The organism is Yersinia ruckeri ATCC 29473, assembly GCF_000754815.1.
GTDB classification, from domain to species: domain Bacteria; phylum Pseudomonadota; class Gammaproteobacteria; order Enterobacterales; family Enterobacteriaceae; genus Yersinia; species Yersinia ruckeri.
Window position 1 is genome coordinate 2400024 of sequence record NZ_KN150747.1, and the last position, 21759, is coordinate 2421782.

The following is a 21759-nucleotide window of genomic DNA, read 5'->3' on the forward strand; positions in this document are numbered from 1 at the left end:
TTAGCGATGAAAAGTTATTCCACGCGAATAATACGGCAAGTGTTGGTCGTACCCACGGTACCCATCACATCGCCTTGTGTCACAATGACCAAATTACCTGATTCGAGGTAGCCTTTATCCCGCAGACAGTTAACCGCTTCGTTGGCTGCAATCACACCGTCGGTGTGATTAGCGCAATACACCGGCGTTACACCACGGTAAATGGCGGTCAGATTCAGAGTATGCTCATGGCGAGACATAGCAAAAATCGGTAAACCCGAACTGATGCGCGACATCATCAATGCGGTACGACCTGATTCGGTCATGGCGACAATCGCCGTGATACCTTTCAGATGGTTTGCGGCATACATGGTAGACATGGCGATAGCTTCTTCGACATTATCGAATTGCACATCGAGACGGTGTTTGGATACGTTGATGCTTGGGATTTTTTCTGCACCCAGACATACGCTGGCCATCGCCGCCACGGTTTCTGCCGGATACTGACCGGCAGCAGTTTCCGCCGAAAGCATCACGGCATCGGTGCCATCCAGCACGGCGTTTGCCACATCCATGACCTCTGCCCGAGTCGGCATTGGGTTGGTGATCATCGATTCCATCATTTGTGTGGCAGTAATAACTGCGCGATTCAATTGACGGGCACGGCGGATCAATTTTTTCTGGATACCGACCAATTCTGGGTCGCCAATTTCAACGCCCAGATCGCCACGAGCGACCATCACAACATCAGATGCCAGAATAATATCATCCATTGCTTCATCGGTAGCGACGGCCTCAGCACGTTCAACTTTGGAGACAATCTTCGCCTGACAACCGGCATCACGAGCCAAGCGACGGGCATAATTCAAATCTTCGCCAGTACGCGGGAAGGAAACGGCCAAATAATCCACGCCAATTTTTGCTGCGGTGATGATGTCAGCCTTGTCTTTTTCGGTCAGGGCTTCGGCAGATAAACCGCCGCCCAGTTTATTGATACCTTTATTGTTGGACAGTGGCCCACCAACAGTCACTTCGGTGAAGACTTTCATGCCCTGAACTTCCAGCACTTTTAGCTGAACCCGGCCATCATCAAGCAACAAAATATCCCCAGGCACCACGTCGGCAGGCAAGCCTTTGTAGTCGATACCCACTTTATCTTTATCGCCATCACCTTTACCCAGATTGGCATCCAGCAGGAACTTATCGCCAATATTAAGGAAAACTTTACCTTCCTTAAAGGTGGATACGCGAATTTTTGGCCCTTGTAAATCGCCAAGAATAGCTACGTGCAGGCCTAATCGCGCGGCAATTTCACGCACTTTATTGGCGCGTTCTATTTGGTCTTCAGCGGTGCCGTGGGAAAAATTCAGGCGGACTACGTTTGCACCCGCGATAATCACCTTTTCCAGATTATTATCGCGGTCGGTAGCCGGCCCCAGGGTAGTGACAATCTTGGTCCTTCTGAGCCGTGTGGACATACATTACTCCGTTGACTGGTGAAGCTTTGGTGTTGTAAAAACCGCAGATAACGAAACCTGATTATTAAATAATATTAAACTATAAAAATGTTTCACCAAAATTATCTGCATCCGAATGTAAACAATGCTATTTAGTAGGTTATCGACTCAGAATCAAAATTGATAAGTGCTGAGCGATATTATTTTCTCTACTGTAGATCATTCAATAAGACTGGTTAAGGACGTTCCTTTATCAAAGCGCGATTCTTTCAACGCTTCTTTGACCCGCTTCAAGTTATCCCTGAATTTATCGCCGCGTCGTAATGTAAATCCGGTGGCCAGCACGTCAATCAACGTCAACTGAGCGATTCGTGACACCATTGGCATATAGACATCGGTATCTTCCGGCACATCCAGGATCAATGGCAAGGTCGCTTTTGCCGCCAGTGGTGTATCGCGCGAGGTTATCGCAATCACTGTAGCGTCATTATCCCGAGCCAATCGAGCCATTTCGACCAGATTCTTGGTTCTGCCAGTGTGGGAAATCAGTACCACGACGTCACCTTCGCCGGAATTCATACAACTCATACGCTGCATGACAACGTCATCAAAGTAGATGACCGGGATATTGAAGCGGAAAAATTTGTTCATGGCATCATGGGCGACGGCGGCAGAGGCACCCAGACCAAAGAAGGAAATTTTCTTGGCTTGAGTGAGTAAATCTACCGCTCGATTGATCGCTGCGATATCCAGATGGGTTTTCACCATATCCAGACTGGCCATTGTCGACTCGAAAATTTTGCTGGTATAAGCGGCAACGCTATCATCTTCTTCGACGTTACGATTCACATAAGGTGTGCCATTTGCCAGACTTTGAGCTAAATGCAGTTTAAAATCGGGGAAACCTTTGGTATCCAGACGACGGCAAAAACGATTGACCGTTGGTTCGCTGACATTGGCCATTTTTGCCAGTGTAGCAATACTAGAATGAATGGCAGTTTGTGGGGAGGCAAGTATTACCTCGGCGACTTTCCTTTCAGATTTGCTCAGGAGGTCCAGATTATTTTGGATCTTTTCCAGCGTATTCATATAGCGAGAGTCACCCATGGTTTTTGTCGATTTCATTCAAAGGAGAAATCTATGCCGGTTTAATGGAAATATACTACGAGCCGAGACCTGTGGGCAGAGGCATTGATGGTGAACTAAGCCTTTTTCATCAGAATATGACCTGTGTCTAATTTTCAGAATGGTAAAAGGTGATCAAAAAAGTCATAAAATTACATTTTTACTCTGTGCGGCCTGATTTGACGCGGCTTAGCGCTAATAGGGATGTTTTATAACCGTTTTGACCGTCTTTTTATCTGGGTTTACTGGCTATAGTCAAAAAGAGTACATTAGAGATGTAAGAAAATTACAAATATCCTGCAACGAGGAGAAATACATGGCGGTAACTAATACAGCCCAGGCATGCGACCTGGTTATTTTCGGCGCTAAAGGTGATCTGGCACGCCGAAAACTGCTGCCTTCCCTTTACCAGTTAGAGAAAGCGGGTCATATCCATCCTGATACACGTATTATTGGCGTGGGTCGGGCTGACTGGGATAAAGACGCGTACATTAATGTGGTGAAGGAAGCCCTCGACACCTTCATGAAAGAAAAGCTGAATGACGAACTTTGGCAGAAACTCAGCAGCCGACTGGATTTTTGTAATCTGGATGTCAACGACAGCAAGCATTTCGCCAAGCTCGGGAAGATGCTCGATCAGGAAAATCGCACTACCATCAACTACTTTGCCATGCCGCCAAGTACTTTTGGTGCCATCTGCAAAGGCTTGGGTGAAGCCAAACTGAATAAAGATCCAGCCCGGGTGGTGATGGAAAAACCTTTGGGGACCGATTTGGCCTCGTCACGGGTGATTAACGATCAGGTTGCTGAATATTTCAACGAATGTCAGGTTTACCGTATCGACCACTATTTGGGTAAGGAAACGGTGCTGAACCTATTGGCGCTGCGTTTTGCCAACTCACTGTTCGCCTCCAACTGGGATAACCGCACGATCGATCATGTGCAGATTACCGTTGCAGAAGAAGTGGGTATCGAAGGTCGTTGGGGTTACTTCGATCAGGCAGGACAAATGCGCGACATGATTCAAAACCATTTGCTGCAAATCCTGACCATGATTGCCATGTCACCGCCAGCCGATTTAACCACTGACCGTATTCGTGATGAAAAAGTCAAAGTGTTGCGCTCGCTGCGTCGTATCGATCAGACCAACGTGCGTGAAACCACCGTTCGTGGGCAGTACACCGCCGGGTTTGTTCAGGGCCACAAAGTACCAGGCTATCTGGAAGAAGAAGGCGCGAATAAAAGCAGTAAAACTGAAACCTTTGTTTCTATCCGTGTGGATATTGATGATTGGCGTTGGGCTGGTGTCCCTTTCTATCTGCGTACCGGTAAACGTTTGCCGACCAAATGTTCAGAAGTGGTGGTTTACTTTAAAAACCCTGCGTTGAACCTGTTTAGTGAATCATATCAACAGTTACCGCAGAATAAACTGACGATTCGCCTACAGCCGGATGAAGGCATTGAAATTCAGGTCCTGAATAAAGTACCGGGTCTGGATCATAAACATCGCCTGCAAACCACCAAGTTGGATTTAAGTTTCTCTGAAACTTTCAACGAAGAGCATATCGCTGATGCTTACGAACGCTTGTTGCTGGAAACCATGCGTGGCATTCAAGCGCTATTTGTTCGTCGTGATGAGGTGGAAGAGGCTTGGAAGTGGGTTGACTCCATCATGCAAGCTTGGGCGGCGGATAATGAAGCACCTAAGCCATATCAGGCCGGAACCTGGGGGCCTGTTGCCTCCGTGGCCATGATTACTCGTGATGGTCGTTCCTGGAACGAGTTCGAGTAATCGCCAACAGTCATAGTGTCATCTCGCTACCCCGTGACCCGAGGCGCAGTTAGCCACCGTTCGGCGGGGTAGTGCATCCACAAGGGAATGCCTGGATGAATTCACTGGCACGACACCTGCGCGATAATAAGAGCCATTCAACGGCTGAGTTCTGATTTCATGATGGTAGACAGTGTGAAGGACGGGTCACTTTCCTTGGGACTTCGGCTGGGTGCCATCTTTTTAACCAACGCCCTAGGGCAACCCAAATCCCCCTTGGGGCTGACGACAAGTCTGGTTCAAAGGGCATAAGTGGAGATAACAACCAATGAAAAGCTGGAAAACAAGCGCAGAACAAATTATGACCGCAGGTCCCGTGGTTCCGGTGATTGTCATCAATAAGCTTGCACAGGCTGTGCCTTTGGCTAAAGCGCTGGTTGCGGGAGGAGTGCGGGTGTTGGAAGTCACCTTGAGAACCCCTTGTGCGGTAGACGCGATTCGCGCTATTGCGCAGGAAGTACCTGAGGCGATTATCGGTGCGGGTACGGTACTCAATCCTGAGCAACTGGCTGCTGTTACCGAAGCTGGCGCGCAGTTTGCTATCAGCCCAGGCCTGACCGACGATTTACTCAAAGCGGCAACCGCAGGGTCGATCCCATTGATTCCTGGTATCAGTACCGTTTCAGAACTGATGTTAGGCATGAGCTACGGCCTGAAAGAGTTTAAATTTTTTCCGGCTGAAGCCAACGGTGGGGTTAAAGCCTTACAAGCCATTGGTGGCCCGTTCTCTCAGGTCCGTTTTTGCCCAACCGGTGGGATTACACCAAATAACTACCGTGATTATCTTGCACTGAAAAGTGTGCTATGTATCGGCGGTTCTTGGTTGGTTCCGGCAGAGGCTTTGGAAAAAGGCGATTACGCCCGCATTACCGAACTGGCAAAACAGGCTGTTGCTGGCGCTGTTGCATAAGCAGTCTAACCCACTGAAGCGGTAGAAGAATTTCCGGCTTTAGTCGAAAAACAAAACCTCCAAATTTAGGGGGTTTTGTTTTTTTGAAATAACTAACGTGCTCTTTTTAAAACTTTTTTTCTCTGTTTCTTTTTAAATTGGCGGTTTGCTTTCTATTTTTGCCTATGGTACAAATAGCTCAGTTAATTATTCTAATTTGATGAGGATTTGAGGCAAATCGCACTCGGTTCTACGAAATATGTGCGGCTAAAAAAGAGAAACATTATGATTAAAACAAACGGAATTACTTTCAAAACGTCAACCTGCCAACTTTTCCTTTCTGCCATTCTGGCCAGTGAACATCACTGGTGTAGCGAGCTTTAGCGTCACTCTCCTTTAACCGGCGCGGCATTTCCCTACCGCATAATCCGGGCATAGCATTTTTTATACGCCAAGTGAGTTTCTATTTCTTACGGCCTGTGTACGTCTGCAATCTGTGATTTCAGCCTGCGCATGAGGATAACCGTAACAAATAGACCTTAGCGTGCGTTTTCGCGTGTTAGGAGAGATTTTATGATTTATTGGATTTTTTTAGGTTTAGCGATCGTTACCGAAATTATTGGTACCCTTTCGATGAAATATGCCAGTGTCAGCGGCGAAATTACCGGTCATTTAGTGATGTATGTGATGATCACTGGCTCATATGTGTTACTGGCTTTGGCCGTCAAGAAGGTGGCATTGGGGGTAGCATATGCACTGTGGGAAGGGATCGGCATACTGATTATCACTATTTTCAGCGTGTTATGGTTTGATGAAACCTTATCTCCACTGAAAATTGCTGGTCTGGTGACGTTGGTGGGGGGAATTATGCTGGTTAAATCCGGTACACGTAAGCCAAAAAAACCGGGACAGGGCGAAGGTATCAAACTGCCAGCGGTGTTGAAAACCAGGGTAACGGGTCAGCCGACATTAACCGGCAAGTCAGGTGGGGATCATGCAGCAGCTTGAGTTCTACCACATTGCCTTTTTGATTTTAGCGGTAATTTTAGAGATTATTGCCAACATTTTATTGAAAATGTCCGACGGTTTTCGTCGTGTTTGGTTAGGTATTTTATCTCTGTTATCGGTATTAGGTGCATTTAGCGCCTTGGCTCAAGCGGTAAAAGGTATCGATCTTTCGGTGGCATACGCGTTATGGGGGGGTTTTGGTATCGCTGCAACCGTTGCGGCTGGCTGGATTATATTTAACCAGCGCCTGAATTATAAAGGCTGGATCGGTCTGACTCTGCTGCTGGCCGGGATGGTTATGATCAAAATGGCATAACCGCCAACAGACAGAAAGCGCCAAGATAGCGGGTGAAAACAGGCAGATCGTCAAAACGCCATCAATTGACTCTTCTGCCTGTCTTCCCCACCAGAGATCGCTGGATCGAGATTTGCCAGCCGTCTGAAGGTAGCCGGTCAAAACGGGGTACTTTTTTTTATTCTTTTAACGTGCAGCGATAATTTTGATTTCCACTTTATACTGCGGGTTCATCAGCTTAGCTTGCACGGTACAACGAACCGGTGCGCTGCCATCAACGACCCAGGCATCCCAGGCGGCATTCATACCGTCAAAATCAGCGGCGTCGGCGAGAAAAATCGTCGCATCCAAAATCTTGCTTTTGCTGGAGCCAACCTGATTCAGAATCATGTCGATAGCGGCCAGTGTATTGGCGGTTTGAGCCGTAATATCGGCATCCAGATTTTCAGGTACGCTGGTGTAGTAAATGGTGTCGTTATGGATGACGGCGTCAGACCAGCGCTTTTCCGGATTAATGCGTTCAATGCTCATTTTCACTCCTTAGTGTGAATATCATTATTGGTAACAATCCTAAGGGTAACATAACTGATAGCGATAATGTGTGTGGTGCCCCGGCCACTTGCTTGGCATAATCACGGCTGATTTGACCTGCCAGAGAGACAGCGTGACAGACGATTTTGCAACAAATGGCGCATTGGCGCAGGCTATAACCGGTTTTAATCCACGAGAATCCCAACAAAAGATGGCGCAGGCGATCGGTGAAGCCATTATCGCCAAGCAACAATTGGTGGTAGAAGCGGGCACGGGGACCGGTAAAACCTATGCTTATCTGGCTCCCGCTCTACGTGCGGATTGCAAAGTCATCATTTCAACCGGTTCGAAAGCCCTACAGGACCAGCTGTATTCCCGTGATTTGCCGACGGTGGCAACTGCATTGAAATTCAAAGGGAAATTGGCGCTGTTAAAAGGGCGTTCCAACTATCTGTGTCTGGAACGCCTTGAGCAACAATCGTTGGCTGGCGGTGAGTTGGCGGGTGAAACCTTGGTGGATCTGGTACATTTGCGTGGTTGGTCTGCTCAAACCGTTGATGGTGATATCAGCACCTGCGGCGATGTTGCCGAAGACAGTTTTGTCTGGCCGTTGGTCACCAGTACCAACGATAATTGTCTGGGCGGTGATTGCCCGAGGTATCAGGACTGTTTTGTGGTCAAAGCTCGTCGTCGGGCGATGGACGCGGATGTCGTGGTGGTTAATCACCATTTATTCCTGGCAGATATGGTGGTGAAAGAAAGCGGCTTTGCCGAATTGATTCCCAGCGCTGATGTCATGATCTTCGATGAAGCCCATCAGATTCCAGATATCGCTAGCCAGTATTTTGGTCAGCAACTGACCAGTCGCCAGCTAATTGATTTGGCTAAAGACATCAATATCGCTTATCGCACCGAAGTACGAGACTCTGCTCAATTGCAAAAAAGTGCTGACCGATTAAGTCAGAGTGCGCAGGATTTTCGTTTGGAGCTTGGGGAGCCGGGATACCGCGGCAACTTGCGAGACGTGCTGCAACAACCGGCGATTCAGCGGGCGTTACTGCGTTTGGATGATGCGCTGGAACTTTGTTACGACGTAATGAAATTGTCTCTGGGTCGTTCCGCCATGTTAGATGCGGCTTTTGAGCGGGCAACACTTTACCGCAATCGGCTAAAACGGCTGAAAGACGTAACCATGCCGGGCTTCAGTTATTGGTATGAATGCAATGCCCGTCACTTTGTACTGGCATTGACGCCGCTATCGGTCTCTGACCGTTTTCGCGAATTGATCGAAGAGAAGGCCGGAACCTGGATTTTTACCTCCGCGACCTTATCGGTCAATGACCAACTGGGGCATTTCACGCAACGACTCGGTTTAACCGATGCCAAAACGTTATTGCTGCCTAGCCCATTTGATTATGCGAATCAGGCTTTACTCTGTGTGCCGCGCGATCTGCCGAATGCGAATGAACCTGGTGGCGCGAAAAAACTGGCGCAGATGCTTAAGCCGTTGATTGATGCCAATCAGGGACGCTGTTTTTTCCTCTGCACTTCGCACCAAATGATGCGCGGATTGGCGGAGGAGTTTCGTGCCAGCATGACGCTGCCAGTGTTGGTGCAGGGCGAAACCAGTAAAGGGCAATTGTTAGCGCAGTTTGTCGCGGCCGGTAATGCGCTGTTGGTCGCGACCAGCAGTTTCTGGGAAGGCGTGGACGTGCGGGGTGATGCACTTTCCTGTGTGATCATCGATAAACTGCCGTTCACCTCGCCGGATGATCCATTATTGAAGGCGCGAATTGAAGATTGTCGGTTGCGCGGTGGCGATCCATTCAACGATGTGCAACTGCCTGACGCGGTGATCACCTTGAAACAAGGCGTAGGGCGCTTGATCCGGGATATTGACGATCGCGGTGTGCTGGTTATTTGCGACAACCGATTGGTTATGCGGCCTTATGGTGCGGTATTCCTGAACAGTTTACCGCCAACGCCGCGTACTCGCGATCTGACTAAAGCGATAGCCTTCCTCAAACGGCAGGAGTGAAGGTAAAGCCTTGTTGGGTGTGCTATTATGCGCGTCCTGTGTTGAATATAGATTCTTTTTCCTGCCGAGGTTGGCATGTCCACGCGAATTTTAGCGATCGATACCGCAACAGAAGCCTGTTCTGTTGCACTCTGGAACGACGGCGCGATCCTCGCCCATTTTGAACTTTGTGCCAGAGAACATACTCAGCGTATTTTACCGCTGGTGCAGCAAATTCTAACTGAATCCGGTTTGGCTCTTTCTCAACTGGATGCCTTGGCTTTTGGCCGTGGGCCGGGCAGTTTCACCGGTGTGCGCATTGGTATTGGCATCGGTCAGGGATTGGCGTTGGGAGCAAATTTACCGATGATCGGTATATCAACCCTGCAAACCATGGCGCAGGGCGCTTTTCGCCAAATCGGTGCGACACGCGTGCTGGCGGCGATTGATGCGCGCATGGGCGAAGTGTACTGGGGACAGTTTGAGCGTCAGGCTGATGGCAGTTGGTCTGGCAGCGAAACCGAAGCGGTGCTGACGCCAGCACAAGTCCAGGAGATGACGCAGGATCTCAGCGGCAGTTGGGCTCATGTCGGCACCGGCTGGCAAACCTATCCGGATCTGGTGGCTGATAGCACCGCGATACTAAGTGATGGGCAAATGTTATTGCCGCAGGCGGAAGATATGCTGCCACTGGCGTGTCAACTGTGGCAAAACGGTGCCGCCGTACCCGTTGAGCAGGCCGAGCCGGTTTATCTGCGGAATGAAGTCACTTGGAAAAAATTACCCGGACGATAAAATTTGGCAACTTGTCCCTGAATTGACGGTCTGAAAGTTTAAGGTTAATTAAGGAGCTTTGGGCTATGACAACCAGTGAATTACCACGTAAATGGCTGCTTGGGCTGGTGGGAATAAGTGCTTTATTACTCTCTGGCTGCATCACCATTCCCGATGCCATTAAAGGTACTACAGCGACACCGCAGCAAAACCTGAATGCGGTACGTCATGCCCCGCAGGCCTTTATCGGGCAGGAAGCGCGCTTTGGTGGCACAGTAGTCAGTGTGACCAACGAAAAACAGCGCACTCGACTGGAGATTGCCAGCGTACCCTTGGATTCTGCCGCCAGGCCTATTCTTGGTGAACCGTCTCAGGGCAGAGTTATTGCCTATGTGAATGCTTTTCTTGACCCGGTTGATTTTCGTGGCCATTTGGTCACCGTCGTTGGACCCATTGTCGGCAGTGAGGCAGGGAAAATCGGTATGACACCGTATAACTTCGTGGTGATTAACGCCATCGGTTATAAACGCTGGAATGTTTCCCAGCAGGTGATGTTGCCACCAGGTCCAATCGGTCCTTGGGGGTATCGGGGGAATCTGTGGGGGCCTGGCTGGGGCTGGTATGATACCGGACCGGCACAGATCCAAACCATAGTGACCGAATGATAACCGCCTGAAAATAATATGAATCAATAAACGGATGCCGAGTTTTCGACATCCGTTTTTTTTACGGCAAAAATGGCGATGACGTCAGCTGTTCTGATGTTGATCGGTTCGAAAGAGCGAGCGAGTATTATCTGACCCATCTGACTGGATTATCACCAGAACAACAAAATTACCCAGATTTCAAGATGTGATGGAGTGAAAATAGTCTATAATCAATAGGTTATAATAAATTCAAATCATGAATTTATGTAATATATTGATTTATAATATATTGATAAGGCGACGTAGATCGCCTTGTTTTTTTTTCTGACAGTGATCGCTGCAAATTAGTGATGTACATCCCAACCTCAAAATTGTTTAAAAGCAAACTGGTACGCTGAGTTAAAATATTGTTAAAGTTCTGAGGTGAATTCGGGTGAAGATATGACAATCAACAATGATTTCAGGAGTGCTACCTTGGAAAAAGCATGGCTAAAACGCTACCCGGCAGATGTTCCAGCGGAAATAGATCCGGATCGTTATTCTTCTTTGGTGGAAATGTTTGAGAATGCGGCGCAGCGCTATGCGGACCAGCCTGCATTTATCAACATGGGTGAGGTAATGACTTTCCGTAAACTGGAAGAGCGTAGTCGTGCTTTCGCCGCCTATCTACAAAATGGCTTAGGGCTGAAGCAGGGCGACCGAGTCGCGTTGATGATGCCTAATCTATTGCAATATCCTATTGCCCTATTTGGTATTTTACGGGCAGGAATGGTGGTCGTGAACGTCAATCCCCTGTACACGCCCCGAGAGCTAGAACATCAGTTGAATGACAGCGGCGCGTCAGCCATTGTGATTGTCTCAAACTTTGCTCATACGTTGGAAAAAGTTGTTTTTAATACACAGGTTAAACACGTTATTTTAACCCGGATGGGCGACCAACTCTCAGCTGCGAAGGGAACATTGGTCAACTTTGTGGTTAAATATATCAAACGGCTGGTGCCAAAATATTATTTGCCGGATGCGATTTCGTTCCGTACTGCGTTGCAGAAAGGTCGCCGCTTACAGTATGTGAAGCCGGATATCGCCAACAGTGACTTGGCTTTCTTGCAATACACCGGTGGCACGACGGGGGTCGCAAAAGGGGCGATGCTGACTCACAGGAATATGCAGGCCAACCTTGAGCAGGCAAAGGCAGCCTATTCGCCATTGCTGCTACCAGGCCAGGAGTTGGTTGTCACCGCGCTGCCGCTGTACCATATTTTCGCCTTGACCATGAACTGTTTGTTTTTCATCGAATTGGGTGGACGTAGCCTGCTTATCACTAATCCCCGCGATATTCCGGGTACCGTCAAAGAACTGTCTCGCTATCCGTTTACCGCAATGACGGGCGTGAATACCTTGTTCAATGCATTGCTAAATAATGAAGATTTCAACAAACTGGATTTCTCAACACTGCGACTTTCCGTTGGTGGCGGCATGCCAGTTCAGCAAGCGGTTGCTGAAAAATGGGAAAAACTGACGGGCAAACATTTGCTGGAAGGCTACGGTCTGACTGAATGCTCACCGCTGGTAACAGGGAATCCCTATGATTTAAAACATTATAGTGGCAGTATTGGTCTTCCTGTGCCGTCAACGGATGTTCGCCTGATCGACGATAACGGTCAGGATGTTGCTGTGGGTATGCCCGGCGAACTATGGGTGCGTGGACCGCAAGTTATGTTAGGCTATTGGCAACGCCCTGAAGCGACTGACGAAGTTCTCAAAGATGGCTGGTTGGCCACGGGCGATATCGCTACCATTGATGAAATGGGTTTCCTGCGTATTGTCGATCGCAAAAAAGATATGATTCTGGTTTCTGGCTTCAACGTTTATCCTAATGAAATCGAAGATGTGATAGCGTTGCACTCTAAGGTATTGGAATCAGCAGTTATTGGCGTGCCGAATGATTTATCCGGTGAGACGGTTAAAGTCTTCGTGGTGAGAAAAGATCCTTCCCTGACTCGAGATGAGTTACTCACCCACTGCCGCCGTTATTTGACCGGTTATAAAGTACCGAAAATTGTCGAGTTCCGTGACGAGTTGCCGAAATCAAACGTAGGCAAAATATTACGCAGAGAACTGCGTGATGAAACCGTTAAGGAGAGTAGCAAAAACGCTGCTTAACTGGCTTCGTCACAGGCTCATCATCAACAACGCCGGTAAACACCGGCGTTGTTGTGTCTGTCATAGGTTAACGACCAAGAGAATGATGTTTTGAATTATCAGTTGATCACTACCGACGCCGCGTTGCAGCAAGTCTGCGAGCAGGCTCGTCACCATGCCCAAGTGGCGTTGGATACAGAATTTGTCAGAACACGTACCTACTATCCTCAACTGGGCCTGATTCAACTGTTTGACGGTGAACAACTGTCACTGATTGACCCACTACCGATTACTGAATGGCAACCTTTCCGTGAGCTATTACAGGATCAATCAGTCGTCAAATTCTTGCACGCAGGCAGTGAAGATCTTGAGGTTTTTCTCAATGCGTTTCAGCAATTACCCACGCCAATGATTGATACGCAGGTATTAGCGGCCTTTACCGGCCGTACTTTATCCTGTGGCTTTGCTATGTTGGTGGCGGAGCTTCAGGGGGTAGAACTAGACAAAAGTGAATCCCGCACCGATTGGTTAGCGCGTCCGCTGACGGAAAAACAGTGCGATTATGCGGCGGCTGATGTGTTTTATCTGTTGCCGATGGCACAGCAACTGGTGGCCGCTACAGAGGCCGCTGGGCGCATGGCTGCGGCAGAGGACGAATGTTTACTGTTGTGCCGTCGTCGCAGTGAATCCCTCGATCCTGAGCTGGCTTACCGCGAAATTACCAATGCCTGGCAATTGCGTGGGCACCAGTTGGCCTGCCTGCAAAAACTGGCTTCCTGGCGTTTACGTCAGGCGCGGGAACGCGATCTGGCGGTTAATTTTGTCGTACGAGAAGAAAATCTGTGGCAAGTGGCGCGTTATCAGCCAACGTCTTTGGGTGAATTGGATTCTCTTGGCCTGAGTGGTCAGGAAATTCGTTATCACGGGCGTACGTTGCTGGCTTTGGTCGTCGAAGGTAATGCAGTGCCGGATGATCAGTTACCACCTCCCGTCGCGAACCTGATTGACCAACCGGGCTATAAGAAAGTCTTCAAAGATATTAAAGCATTGATTCAGGCAACCAGTGAGCGCAGTGGATTAAGCAATGAATTACTGGCTTCCCGTCGTCAAATTAACCAGTTGTTGAATTGGCATTGGAAACTTAAAATCTTTGAAGAGCAGCCTGAGTTATTAGCCGGATGGCGAGGTGATTTGCTTGGTACGGAATTAGAGGAAATACTTAAACAGTATTAATCTTATTTAAGAGCAGGGGGGTTATCTTCTGCTCTTAATATGGCTACTGCATAAAAACAAATCTATTTAAACCGGTTAATTTATCCGTTCGCTATTCGTTTTTTTTTGCAGAATATGATGATGCTAATTTTACAATAAACTTGGTTACTGTGTTTATATCCAGCCAATAGAATTCAAGCATCCCCTGTAAATAAATACAGGGAATGTTTGATATGCCGATATCATTTCGGTGTTTCTTCCGTTTCCGGTAATGTCACGTTAAGTTCTAATACCGAAATATCATCCCCCTTCTGCTCAAACTGGACGTGGAGCATTTCGGGATCGATCTGAATATATTTACAAATCACCGCCAAAATATCGCGTTTGAGGTCAGGTAAATAGTGGGGCTCACTGTCCCCACGGCGACGCTCAGCGACGATAATTTGCAGCCGTTCCTTGGCTATATTGGCTGTCGGTTTTTTGCGGGACAGAAAAAAATCTAACAAAGCCATGGTTTATCCCCCAAAAAGGCGTTTCAGGAAGCCCTTCTTTTCTTCTTCAATGAAGCGGAATGGGCGTTCTTCTCCTAGTAAACGATCAACGGTATCGTCATATGCTTTACCCGCATCTGACTCTTTATCCAGAATAACCGGCTCACCCTGATTCGATGCGCGCAGTACAGATTGGTCTTCCGGGATAACGCCGACCAGTGGAATCCTAAGGATTTCAAGGACATCTTCCATGCTAAGCATATCACCGCGATTTACCCGACCAGGGTTATAACGGGTCAATAACAAGTGTTCTTTGATCGGTTCTTCGCCTCGTTCTGCACGGCGGGATTTTGAGGATAGGATACCCAAAATACGGTCGGAGTCACGGACGGAAGAAACTTCGGGGTTGGTTGTAATCACGGCTTCATCAGCGAAATAAAGAGCCATCAGTGCACCACTTTCAATGCCAGCCGGAGAATCACAAACCACGAATTCGAAATTCATATCGCCAAGGTCATTTAGGATTTTTTCGACGCCATCAACCGTCAAGGCGTCTTTGTCACGGGTTTGAGACGCAGGCAGAATATAGAGATTATCTGTGCGCTTATCTTTTATTAGCGCCTGATTCAAGGTGGCATCACCCTGGATGACGTTAACAAAATCATAAACAACCCGACGTTCACATCCCATAATCAAATCAAGGTTACGCAGGCCGATATCAAAATCGATGACCACGGTTTTCTTACCTTTTTGGGCCAAGCCGGTCGCAATGGCCGCACTTGAAGTGGTCTTGCCAACGCCCCCTTTACCCGATGTAACAACAATAATGCGTGCCATGAAATGGATTCCTTGTTAAAAGGGCTTAATTTAGAGGTTGTATGGTTAAAGCATTATCCAACAGATGAAGACGTGCGGCTTTGCCCGAATAATCGCTTGGAATTTGGTCACTTAACCAATATTGCCCTGCAATAGAGACTAGCTCAGCACTCAGATGTGTGCAAAAAATCTGACATTGTGCATCGCCGGAAGCACCGGCTAACGCACGTCCTCGCATCATTCCATAGATATGAATATTGCCGTCTGCAATTAATTCAGCGCCGGCACTGACACTGCTGATAACAATCAAATCACAATTACGGGCATAAATCTGTTGGCCGGAACGAACCGGAGTATTAATAATACGCGTTTTGACCGGAGGCGTTTCTGGTGGGCTGACTGGCTCGGGAGCCATTTTTTTGCCTTTACCTTCATTCAATAACGGCAAACCCGTACGGGCAATTGCGCGTTTTTGACGCTCATCCCGACAACCGCTGATGCCAACAATATGAAGGCCAGCTGAAGTGACAGCCTGCTGAACATCTTTCCAGTTAGCATCGCTAGGCAACGCTGCTACATTAATGACAACAGGGGCGTTTTTCAGGAAAGCGGGAGCTTGGTCCACTTTTTCCTGCAATGCCTGACGAATTACCTCTGGCTGCGCATGATGTAAATGAACGACCGATAAGGTAAAACTACTGCCTTTTAACTCAATTGGCGATTGTGACATCTATCCTGACTCAGTTTCAGCTACGTTAAATCCCCGGAATATCACTCGGGGTACGATATTCCGAAGTACCTACGCATGTTATAGGTAATATAAACATAAATCTATCCGTATCAATATATCGAAACCTTTCTGTCACAATGATTAAGTTTTACTTTGAAATTACAGCACAAGTTTGTCATGTTCGCTAGCCTGCTACGCTATATCGCACTGTTATTTGTGACTTTATGCGGCAATTGTGCAAAAAAACAAATCGGATTCATGATTGTCTGGGACATAGGTAAACTAACCGAAAAGCAAAGTATGGCAGGTTGATTTTATCTATTTTTCCTATTGATATTTTTCACGGGAAGTTTTGCTCGCTATTTTATGTAAGATGAAATCCATCCGTCATATAATTTCGGAACAATCTCGGTATTGTATTGTTGACTGAAACGTCATTGTGAATGAATACCACCGGCGGAAATAAAATAATTGCTTTGGTAAACCCAGCGGTTTTACTGTCAGCCTGGATGTTGGTTTGATGATCGGCTTAGCGCTGTGCCGCTATATTGATGTTGCCGCAGGTTACCGGTTAACCTAGCAGGCTATAAGTCCCTGTATTCTGATTCAAGCATGATATAGTCATCAACGGATACAGGACATTATTGTCCGCTTATAATTGAGTTTAAAACATGTATTGTGTGATTTATAGAAGCCCTAAACGGGATCAAACCTACCTTTACGTTGAAAAAAAAGACGATTTCGCGCGCGTTCCACCTGAGCTACTGGCCAGTTTTGGTCAGCCACAATTCGCCATGATGCTAGCGCTCTCAGATCGTAAAAAACTGGCATCTGCCGATATTGATAAAGTAAAAGCTGCATTGAGCGAACAAGGTTTTTATCTGCAAGTCCCGCCGCCGCCAGAAAGCTTACTTAAAATGCACCTTGGCGCGGGGACGACGTCGCAATAATCTGGGTCAAGCCCGACTTCCCAAGGGTGCCTGTAGCGGAATGTTCGGGTTTTTCTTTGTTCGTCGGACTGGCATGGTTTCCGCTAATATAATGGCGGATAGCATGACAATGAGTATTGTTGAATATCGGCACTCCGGCTAGGTTTAACGTCTGGGGTACTGTGGGTTTTATCTGTCGCGATAATGACTTCAAGAGGGGCTGTATGTATCAACATCGAGACTGGCAGGGCGCGTTGCTGGATTTTCCCGTGAGTAAAGTGATTTGTGTCGGCAGTAACTATGCGGATCACATTAAGGAAATGGGGAGTACTCAACCCACGGAACCGGTGCTGTTCATCAAACCTGAAACTGCACTGTGCGATATTCGTCAACCGGTGTCGATTCCGCAAAGTTTCGGCGCAGTGCATCATGAAGTGGAACTGGCGGTATTGATGGGTACTCCGCTAAAACAGGCGAATGAGGATCGGGTTGCCCGCGCGATTGCTGGTTACGGTGTTGCGTTGGATTTGACGTTACGTGACCTACAAACCAGTTTGAAAAAGTCTGGGCAACCGTGGGAAAAAGCGAAAGCCTTTGACGGTTCTTGTCCTATTTCCGGTTTTATTCCGGCGGCTGAATTTGGTGATGCGCAACAGGCCGATTTATTACTCAAGCTTAACGGAGAAGTCCGCCAAAAGGGCAATACACGGGATATGATTACGCCGATCTTGCCGCTAATCTGTTATATCTCTCGTTTCTTTACCTTGCGCGCTGGCGATATTATCCTGACGGGAACGCCGCAGGGGGTCGGGCCGCTGACTTCTGGTGATATGCTGCAAATCGCAGTGAATGATAAAATGCTGAATACCCGTATTATTTGATGATATTGGTTGCCATCCCAGACAGCGCGCGGGTGGCAACACTTGCATCTTCGTGTCAAAACGACTATAAACACCCGCCATGAGTGATTAACACCGGATACCAATATGTCACAACTTCCTTTTTGGCAGCAAAGAACGCTGGCTGAAATGTCAGACGCAGAATGGGAATCTCTGTGCGATGGGTGCGGTCAATGCTGTTTAAACAAGCTGATTGACGAAGACACCGACGAAATTTATTTCACCAACGTTGCCTGTAATCAACTGAATATTAAAACCTGCGAGTGTCGAAATTATGAGCGCCGTTTTGAATATGAAGATGATTGCATCAAATTAACGCGTGAAAATCTGGTGACCTTTGACTGGCTCCCGCATACTTGCGCCTATCGATTGGTTGGCGAGGGTAAAGACTTGCCCGCCTGGCATCCGCTATTAACGGGTTCGAAAGCAGCAATGCACGGCGAACGTATCTCAGTACGCCATATCGCAGTACGAGAAAGCGAAGTGATCGACTGGCAAGACCATATCTTGAACAAACCAAGCTGGGCTAGATAATTTATTGATTTGAATGTATTTTTTATTTACGGTGAAATCGCGTGGGGCATTGGTAGTGGATCCTGAGTTCATTATCACCATCTGATCTCTATTGTTCTCGCTCATCCATTTGCCATAGACGCTGTAAACCATCTGGGCTGATGTATGGCTCATCTATGAAGCAACAAAGTTCGGATTGGCTCCCGAGCTTAGTGCCCAGCATGCAAAAGTATGCCTGTTTGAATTCTTCAGTGAAATTCTTGACTGACATAAACACGCCTTCATTTAGCCTCCATTATGAAGCAAAAAAGTGTCTACGAAACTCGGGTCTATTCAATCTGTTTATACCAATCTAGTTGATTAATATCTCATATTAAGACTCTGTCAAATAAGAAAAAATAAATACCGCTATTGCGACTGCAATCATCATTATGGTTGTACGTCTCATGTCGACTCTCCGTTTTCTGGGCTGAATGGAGTTATTCTACTGTGCATAGACAAAAAGCCATAATCCGTTCTATTAAACTGATAAATAACTGTGCGATAAGTAGGCTTCTCAGGTGCCCAAGTCCGGTATTATTTGTATTTCCGATCGCCATCGTTTAGTGCACCCATGACATTTTTTACCTGTTGAATCTGATGTGACATAATGAGGCTAAGATTAAAATGATAAGCAGGATACAATGAAAAAACTTAAATTGGCCCTTTACCTCTGCGGCCTGTCAGTTGCTATATGTGGACTGTCCGCTCCTGCCCAAGCTTCACCCTTAATGCGTTTACAGTGCGTGACAGATAGCGGAACAAAGTTAAACGCTTTGCTGGATGGGCCAAATCAACAGTTAACTATTGATGGTGCCATTTTCCAATTTACAGAAATTAAAAATGATAGCGCAGGCGAGCGTCTATTGTTTCAAAGAGCGGTCGATGACAGTCGCTATCAAGCGGCATTAAACATCAGTTCTTCACCGATCCTGCTAGATTTGGTAAACGGTGATAAGACACTAAATTTCAGTTGTCAGAGTTTTAAAGCCTGAACCAGGTGAACCATGGTGCGCAGAGTTTGACGGTAATATTATTCTAAAATGATAAAGGTGCCATTTGGCACCTTTATCATTTTCAGAACTCACCGTTTCTTATCGATTAAATAGACCACGTCTTTTGGGTTTAACAAATTGACTGATCAGAACCAATATAGCGACGATCAGATAGGCGGCAAAGACACCGACTAACCACTGAGGCATTTCAAGGGATAAGAAGGACCACTGTTTTACTGAACAGTCACCGCTAGCAAGGAAAACGGAAGGCAACCATTTGTCTAACGGTAACCAAGATGGAAAGTTGACAAAGAAATCACAGGTTGCAAATGGCGAAGGATTCAGTTGCAGCATGGTGTGTTCCCATGCCAGTTTGACACCTTCCCATGCGCTGTAAATCCACAATGCAATCGCCAAATAGCGTAGCGGAGATTTAGGCGCAATAGCACCGAGCAGTGAAGCACCAAGAATGCCAAATAATGCAACGCGTTCATAAATACACATCACACAAGGCTGTAATCGCATGACGTGTTGAAAATAGAGCGCGGTCAACTCAAGTGAAAGTGCAGTCAAGGCCATTAAAAGCCAAGCACCGCGCCCTTGGGAGCAGCGGTTAAAAAATTGCAACATATCTTTCTATTCCATGCAGTAAGCAATTGTAGTGGCAGTGTAAACCAATTCTTCATTGCTGCCAGCTACCCGGCGACGAAATGACGCGAAAATCATCGGTTTGTCGCTTGGGCTGCGATTTAGCGGATAAAAATTCATCTTTAATTCAGATGATGGCATTCTCAGCCAGCCCAATAGTAAAAGTGTAGGGCTGGCGAGTGGCAGAATGCAAGAAATCAGTGTGCAATCATCGTAGTGTGAATCACTTCTGGTAATCTGATCAGGCCGGATTGTGTGAGTAAATCGGTCATAGGGACTAATGCAAACTCGACACAAAGCAGGCCAACCAGAGTCATCACAATAGTATATGGCAAGGCCATATACACCATGCGACCGTAAGACAGGCGTATAAGCGGAGCCAGCGCTGAGGTTAACAGGAATAAAAAGGCGGCCTGACCATTTGGTGTTGCGACGGATGGCAAATTGGTGCCGGTATTAATGGCAACGGCTAGCAGTTCGAATTGTTGCAGGGAAATAACACCCTGTTCGAATGCGGTTCGTGCTTCGTTGATATAGACAGTGCCGACAAAAACATTATCTGAAACGGATGAAAGCAGGCCGTTAAACAGATAAAACAGTGAGAGCTGGGCAGAAGGTGAGGCTTGTAACACAAACTGGATAATCGGCGTAAACAGATGCTGCTCGATAATGACGGCGACTACGGCAAAAAATACGGTTAATAATGCGGTAAACGGTAGTGCTTCCTGGAATGCTTTACCGAGGGCATGTTCATTGGTTACACCGCACAGAGAGGTTGCCAGAATAATAACCGACAGCCCGATCAACCCGACTTCAGCCAAATGAAAGGCCAAAGCCAATACCAGCCAGACACCGATTAGTGCCTGGACAATGAGTTTCATTTTGTCCTGACGAGTGCGTTTTGCCGTAGTTTGGCGGTCGTATTCTTTCAGTATTTGCTGCACGCGATCCGGCAGTTCTGCGCCATAACCAAACAGTTTGAAACGTTCAACACACAGGCAAACCAGCAGGCCACAAATAAAGACCGGTAAAGAAACTGGCAACATGCGGATAAAGAAATCGAAGAAATTCCAGCCAGCGCTTTTGGCTATAATCAGATTTTGCGGCTCGCCTACCATTGTCATAACGCCACCCAGAGCGGTGCCGACGCCAGCATGCATCATCAGGCTGCGTAAAAAACTGCGGAACTGTTCGAGAGTTTTGCGATGTTCCTGTGAATCAATCCAGCTGTCATCGGCGATGTCCTTATCACTGTGATTGGAGGCAACATGGTGATAAATCGTGTAAAAACCAACAGATACGCTGATCACTACGGCAATAACGGTTAGGGCATCCAGAAATGCCGAGAGAAATGCCGAGGCAAGGCAAAATGCCAGAGACAGGATTATTTTTGAACGGATATTCAGTAGCAGCTTGGTGAAAACAAATAGCAGCAACTGCTTCATAAAATAGATACCGGCAACCATAAAGATTAATAGCAGCAGGACTTCAAGATTGTTGGCAATTTCCTCGGCGACCTGATGCGGGCTGGTCATGCCAATAATGATGGCCTGTATCGCCAGCAGCCCACCGGGTTGTAGTGGGTAGCATTTTAAAGCCATTGCCAGCGTGAAAATAAACTCGACGACCAACATCCAACCCGCAACGAAAGGGCTTATCAGGAAAAAGACAATAGGATTGATGATTAGAAAGCCAAGAATGGCTATTTTGTACCAGTCGGGAGAGTTGCCGAGAAAATTCTTAATCAGTGCCTGTTTATTGGTCATATCCATTATGAGTAATGATCCCCGTT

At 47.2% G+C, this 21759-nt stretch carries 21 protein-coding genes and 1 pseudogene; 13 read left to right on the plus strand and 9 right to left on the minus strand.

Going from position 1 to position 21759, the window contains the following annotated elements:
• Nucleotides 1-14: 14 nt before the first annotated feature.
• Both pyk and DJ39_RS10630 read right to left on the minus strand, forming a co-directional pair.
• Nucleotides 15-1457: a pyruvate kinase gene (gene pyk, locus DJ39_RS10625; RefSeq protein ID WP_038242417.1), complete on the minus strand. Its 1443-nt coding sequence runs from the start codon at nt 1455-1457 to the stop codon at nt 15-17.
• A 198-nt stretch (nt 1458-1655) separates the two neighbouring features.
• Nucleotides 1656-2561 carry a MurR/RpiR family transcriptional regulator gene (locus tag DJ39_RS10630; protein WP_004719799.1) on the minus strand — a complete coding sequence of 302 codons (906 nt, stop codon included), beginning with the start codon at nt 2559-2561 and terminating at the stop codon, nt 1656-1658.
• 316 nt (nt 2562-2877) lie between these two features.
• Between DJ39_RS10630 and zwf the strand changes: the two genes are divergently transcribed.
• From zwf to mdtI, 4 genes are all read left to right on the plus strand, one after another.
• Entirely contained in the window at nt 2878-4353 is a 1476-nt protein-coding gene (gene zwf, locus DJ39_RS10635) for a glucose-6-phosphate dehydrogenase (protein WP_004719802.1), read from the plus strand.
• A 307-nt stretch (nt 4354-4660) separates the two neighbouring features.
• Nucleotides 4661-5302: a bifunctional 4-hydroxy-2-oxoglutarate aldolase/2-dehydro-3-deoxy-phosphogluconate aldolase gene (locus DJ39_RS10640; protein WP_004719804.1), complete on the plus strand. Its 642-nt coding sequence runs from the start codon at nt 4661-4663 to the stop codon at nt 5300-5302.
• 552 nt (nt 5303-5854) lie between these two features.
• Entirely contained in the window at nt 5855-6289 is a 435-nt protein-coding gene (gene mdtJ, locus DJ39_RS10645; RefSeq protein ID WP_004719806.1) for a multidrug/spermidine efflux SMR transporter subunit MdtJ, read from the plus strand.
• Nucleotides 6276-6605, plus strand: coding sequence for a multidrug/spermidine efflux SMR transporter subunit MdtI (gene mdtI, locus DJ39_RS10650; RefSeq protein ID WP_038251349.1), 330 nt, complete (start codon nt 6276-6278; stop codon nt 6603-6605). The genes mdtJ and mdtI overlap by 14 nt, the downstream gene beginning before the upstream one ends.
• A gap of 165 nt (nt 6606-6770) precedes the next feature.
• Here the strand turns inward: mdtI and DJ39_RS10655 are convergent, their stop codons facing one another.
• Complete coding sequence (locus tag DJ39_RS10655) at nt 6771-7115, minus strand: RidA family protein (RefSeq protein WP_038242424.1); 345 nt, start codon at nt 7113-7115, stop codon at nt 6771-6773.
• A 133-nt stretch (nt 7116-7248) separates the two neighbouring features.
• On the opposite strand from DJ39_RS10655, the gene yoaA reads away from it, so the two are divergent.
• The 5 genes from yoaA (at nt 7249) to rnd (ending at nt 13928) form a co-directional block, all read left to right on the plus strand.
• A complete protein-coding gene (gene yoaA, locus DJ39_RS10660) occupies nt 7249-9153 on the plus strand; it encodes a DNA repair helicase YoaA (RefSeq protein WP_038242427.1) in 1905 nt (634 codons plus the stop codon).
• Nucleotides 9154-9228: 75 nt separating this feature from the next.
• Nucleotides 9229-9927 carry a tRNA (adenosine(37)-N6)-threonylcarbamoyltransferase complex dimerization subunit type 1 TsaB gene (gene tsaB / locus DJ39_RS10665; RefSeq protein WP_004719813.1) on the plus strand — a complete coding sequence of 233 codons (699 nt, stop codon included), beginning with the start codon at nt 9229-9231 and terminating at the stop codon, nt 9925-9927.
• A gap of 65 nt (nt 9928-9992) precedes the next feature.
• Nucleotides 9993-10571 carry a Slp family lipoprotein gene (locus DJ39_RS10670; protein ID WP_004719814.1) on the plus strand — a complete coding sequence of 193 codons (579 nt, stop codon included), beginning with the start codon at nt 9993-9995 and terminating at the stop codon, nt 10569-10571.
• Between the two features lie 456 nt (nt 10572-11027).
• Complete coding sequence (fadD, locus tag DJ39_RS10675) at nt 11028-12716, plus strand: long-chain-fatty-acid--CoA ligase FadD (protein ID WP_038242430.1); 1689 nt, start codon at nt 11028-11030, stop codon at nt 12714-12716.
• A 90-nt stretch (nt 12717-12806) separates the two neighbouring features.
• A complete protein-coding gene (gene rnd, locus DJ39_RS10680; RefSeq protein ID WP_004719818.1) occupies nt 12807-13928 on the plus strand; it encodes a ribonuclease D in 1122 nt (373 codons plus the stop codon).
• Between the two features lie 221 nt (nt 13929-14149).
• Here the strand turns inward: rnd and minE are convergent, their stop codons facing one another.
• From minE to minC, 3 genes are read right to left on the minus strand one after another with little or no spacing between them, the layout of a single operon-like run.
• Nucleotides 14150-14419 (minus strand): cell division topological specificity factor MinE, encoded by a 270-nt coding sequence (gene minE / locus DJ39_RS10685; protein ID WP_002211180.1) that lies wholly within the window; start codon nt 14417-14419, stop codon nt 14150-14152.
• 3 nt (nt 14420-14422) lie between these two features.
• Nucleotides 14423-15235, minus strand: a complete 813-nt coding sequence (gene minD / locus DJ39_RS10690) for a septum site-determining protein MinD (RefSeq protein WP_004719820.1) — start codon at nt 15233-15235, stop codon at nt 14423-14425.
• A gap of 25 nt (nt 15236-15260) precedes the next feature.
• On the minus strand, nt 15261-15944 hold the full coding sequence (gene minC / locus DJ39_RS10695) for a septum site-determining protein MinC (protein WP_004719822.1): 684 nt from the start codon (nt 15942-15944) through the stop codon (nt 15261-15263).
• Between the two features lie 671 nt (nt 15945-16615).
• On the opposite strand from minC, the gene DJ39_RS10700 reads away from it, so the two are divergent.
• The 3 genes from DJ39_RS10700 to DJ39_RS10710 all read left to right on the plus strand — a co-directional run bounded on the left by DJ39_RS10700 (nt 16616) and on the right by DJ39_RS10710 (nt 18306).
• Nucleotides 16616-16894 (plus strand): YcgL domain-containing protein, encoded by a 279-nt coding sequence (locus tag DJ39_RS10700; protein WP_004719824.1) that lies wholly within the window; start codon nt 16616-16618, stop codon nt 16892-16894.
• Nucleotides 16895-17097: 203 nt separating this feature from the next.
• Complete coding sequence (locus DJ39_RS10705; protein WP_004719826.1) at nt 17098-17754, plus strand: fumarylacetoacetate hydrolase family protein; 657 nt, start codon at nt 17098-17100, stop codon at nt 17752-17754.
• Nucleotides 17755-17859: 105 nt separating this feature from the next.
• Complete coding sequence (locus DJ39_RS10710) at nt 17860-18306, plus strand: YcgN family cysteine cluster protein (protein WP_004719827.1); 447 nt, start codon at nt 17860-17862, stop codon at nt 18304-18306.
• Nucleotides 18307-18348: 42 nt separating this feature from the next.
• Here DJ39_RS10710 and DJ39_RS17475 read toward each other — a convergent pair.
• Nucleotides 18349-18522: pseudogene (locus DJ39_RS17475) on the minus strand (site-specific integrase); the annotation flags it as partial.
• Between the two features lie 446 nt (nt 18523-18968).
• Here DJ39_RS17475 and DJ39_RS10715 point away from each other — a divergent pair.
• Nucleotides 18969-19319, plus strand: coding sequence for a hypothetical protein (locus DJ39_RS10715; RefSeq protein ID WP_049688124.1), 351 nt, complete (start codon nt 18969-18971; stop codon nt 19317-19319).
• Nucleotides 19320-19418: 99 nt separating this feature from the next.
• On the opposite strand, the gene dsbB is transcribed toward DJ39_RS10715, so the two are convergent.
• Both dsbB and nhaB read right to left on the minus strand, forming a co-directional pair.
• Nucleotides 19419-19949: a disulfide bond formation protein DsbB gene (dsbB, locus tag DJ39_RS10720; RefSeq protein ID WP_004719832.1), complete on the minus strand. Its 531-nt coding sequence runs from the start codon at nt 19947-19949 to the stop codon at nt 19419-19421.
• 215 nt (nt 19950-20164) lie between these two features.
• Entirely contained in the window at nt 20165-21739 is a 1575-nt protein-coding gene (gene nhaB / locus DJ39_RS10725; protein WP_004719835.1) for a sodium/proton antiporter NhaB, read from the minus strand.
• Nucleotides 21740-21759: the final 20 nt, after the last annotated feature.

Bases quoted from the DNA above. Each gene is read 5' to 3' on its own strand.
- pyk (WP_038242417.1), bottom strand. From the start codon at position 1,457: ATGTCCACACGGCTCAGAAGGACCAAGATTGTCACTACCCTGGGGCCG.
- DJ39_RS10630 (WP_004719799.1), bottom strand. From the start codon at position 2,561: ATGAAATCGACAAAAACCATGGGTGACTCTCGCTATATGAATACGCTG.
- zwf (WP_004719802.1), top strand. From the start codon at position 2,878: ATGGCGGTAACTAATACAGCCCAGGCATGCGACCTGGTTATTTTCGGC.
- DJ39_RS10640 (WP_004719804.1), top strand. From the start codon at position 4,661: ATGAAAAGCTGGAAAACAAGCGCAGAACAAATTATGACCGCAGGTCCC.
- mdtJ (WP_004719806.1), top strand. From the start codon at position 5,855: ATGATTTATTGGATTTTTTTAGGTTTAGCGATCGTTACCGAAATTATT.
- mdtI (WP_038251349.1), top strand. From the start codon at position 6,276: ATGCAGCAGCTTGAGTTCTACCACATTGCCTTTTTGATTTTAGCGGTA.
- DJ39_RS10655 (WP_038242424.1), bottom strand. From the start codon at position 7,115: ATGAGCATTGAACGCATTAATCCGGAAAAGCGCTGGTCTGACGCCGTC.
- tsaB (WP_004719813.1), top strand. From the start codon at position 9,229: ATGTCCACGCGAATTTTAGCGATCGATACCGCAACAGAAGCCTGTTCT.
- DJ39_RS10670 (WP_004719814.1), top strand. From the start codon at position 9,993: ATGACAACCAGTGAATTACCACGTAAATGGCTGCTTGGGCTGGTGGGA.
- minE (WP_002211180.1), bottom strand. From the start codon at position 14,419: ATGGCTTTGTTAGATTTTTTTCTGTCCCGCAAAAAACCGACAGCCAAT.
- minD (WP_004719820.1), bottom strand. From the start codon at position 15,235: ATGGCACGCATTATTGTTGTTACATCGGGTAAAGGGGGCGTTGGCAAG.
- minC (WP_004719822.1), bottom strand. From the start codon at position 15,944: ATGTCACAATCGCCAATTGAGTTAAAAGGCAGTAGTTTTACCTTATCG.
- DJ39_RS10700 (WP_004719824.1), top strand. From the start codon at position 16,616: ATGTATTGTGTGATTTATAGAAGCCCTAAACGGGATCAAACCTACCTT.
- DJ39_RS10705 (WP_004719826.1), top strand. From the start codon at position 17,098: ATGTATCAACATCGAGACTGGCAGGGCGCGTTGCTGGATTTTCCCGTG.
- DJ39_RS10710 (WP_004719827.1), top strand. From the start codon at position 17,860: ATGTCACAACTTCCTTTTTGGCAGCAAAGAACGCTGGCTGAAATGTCA.
- DJ39_RS10715 (WP_049688124.1), top strand. From the start codon at position 18,969: ATGAAAAAACTTAAATTGGCCCTTTACCTCTGCGGCCTGTCAGTTGCT.
- dsbB (WP_004719832.1), bottom strand. From the start codon at position 19,949: ATGTTGCAATTTTTTAACCGCTGCTCCCAAGGGCGCGGTGCTTGGCTT.
- nhaB (WP_004719835.1), bottom strand. From the start codon at position 21,739: ATGGATATGACCAATAAACAGGCACTGATTAAGAATTTTCTCGGCAAC.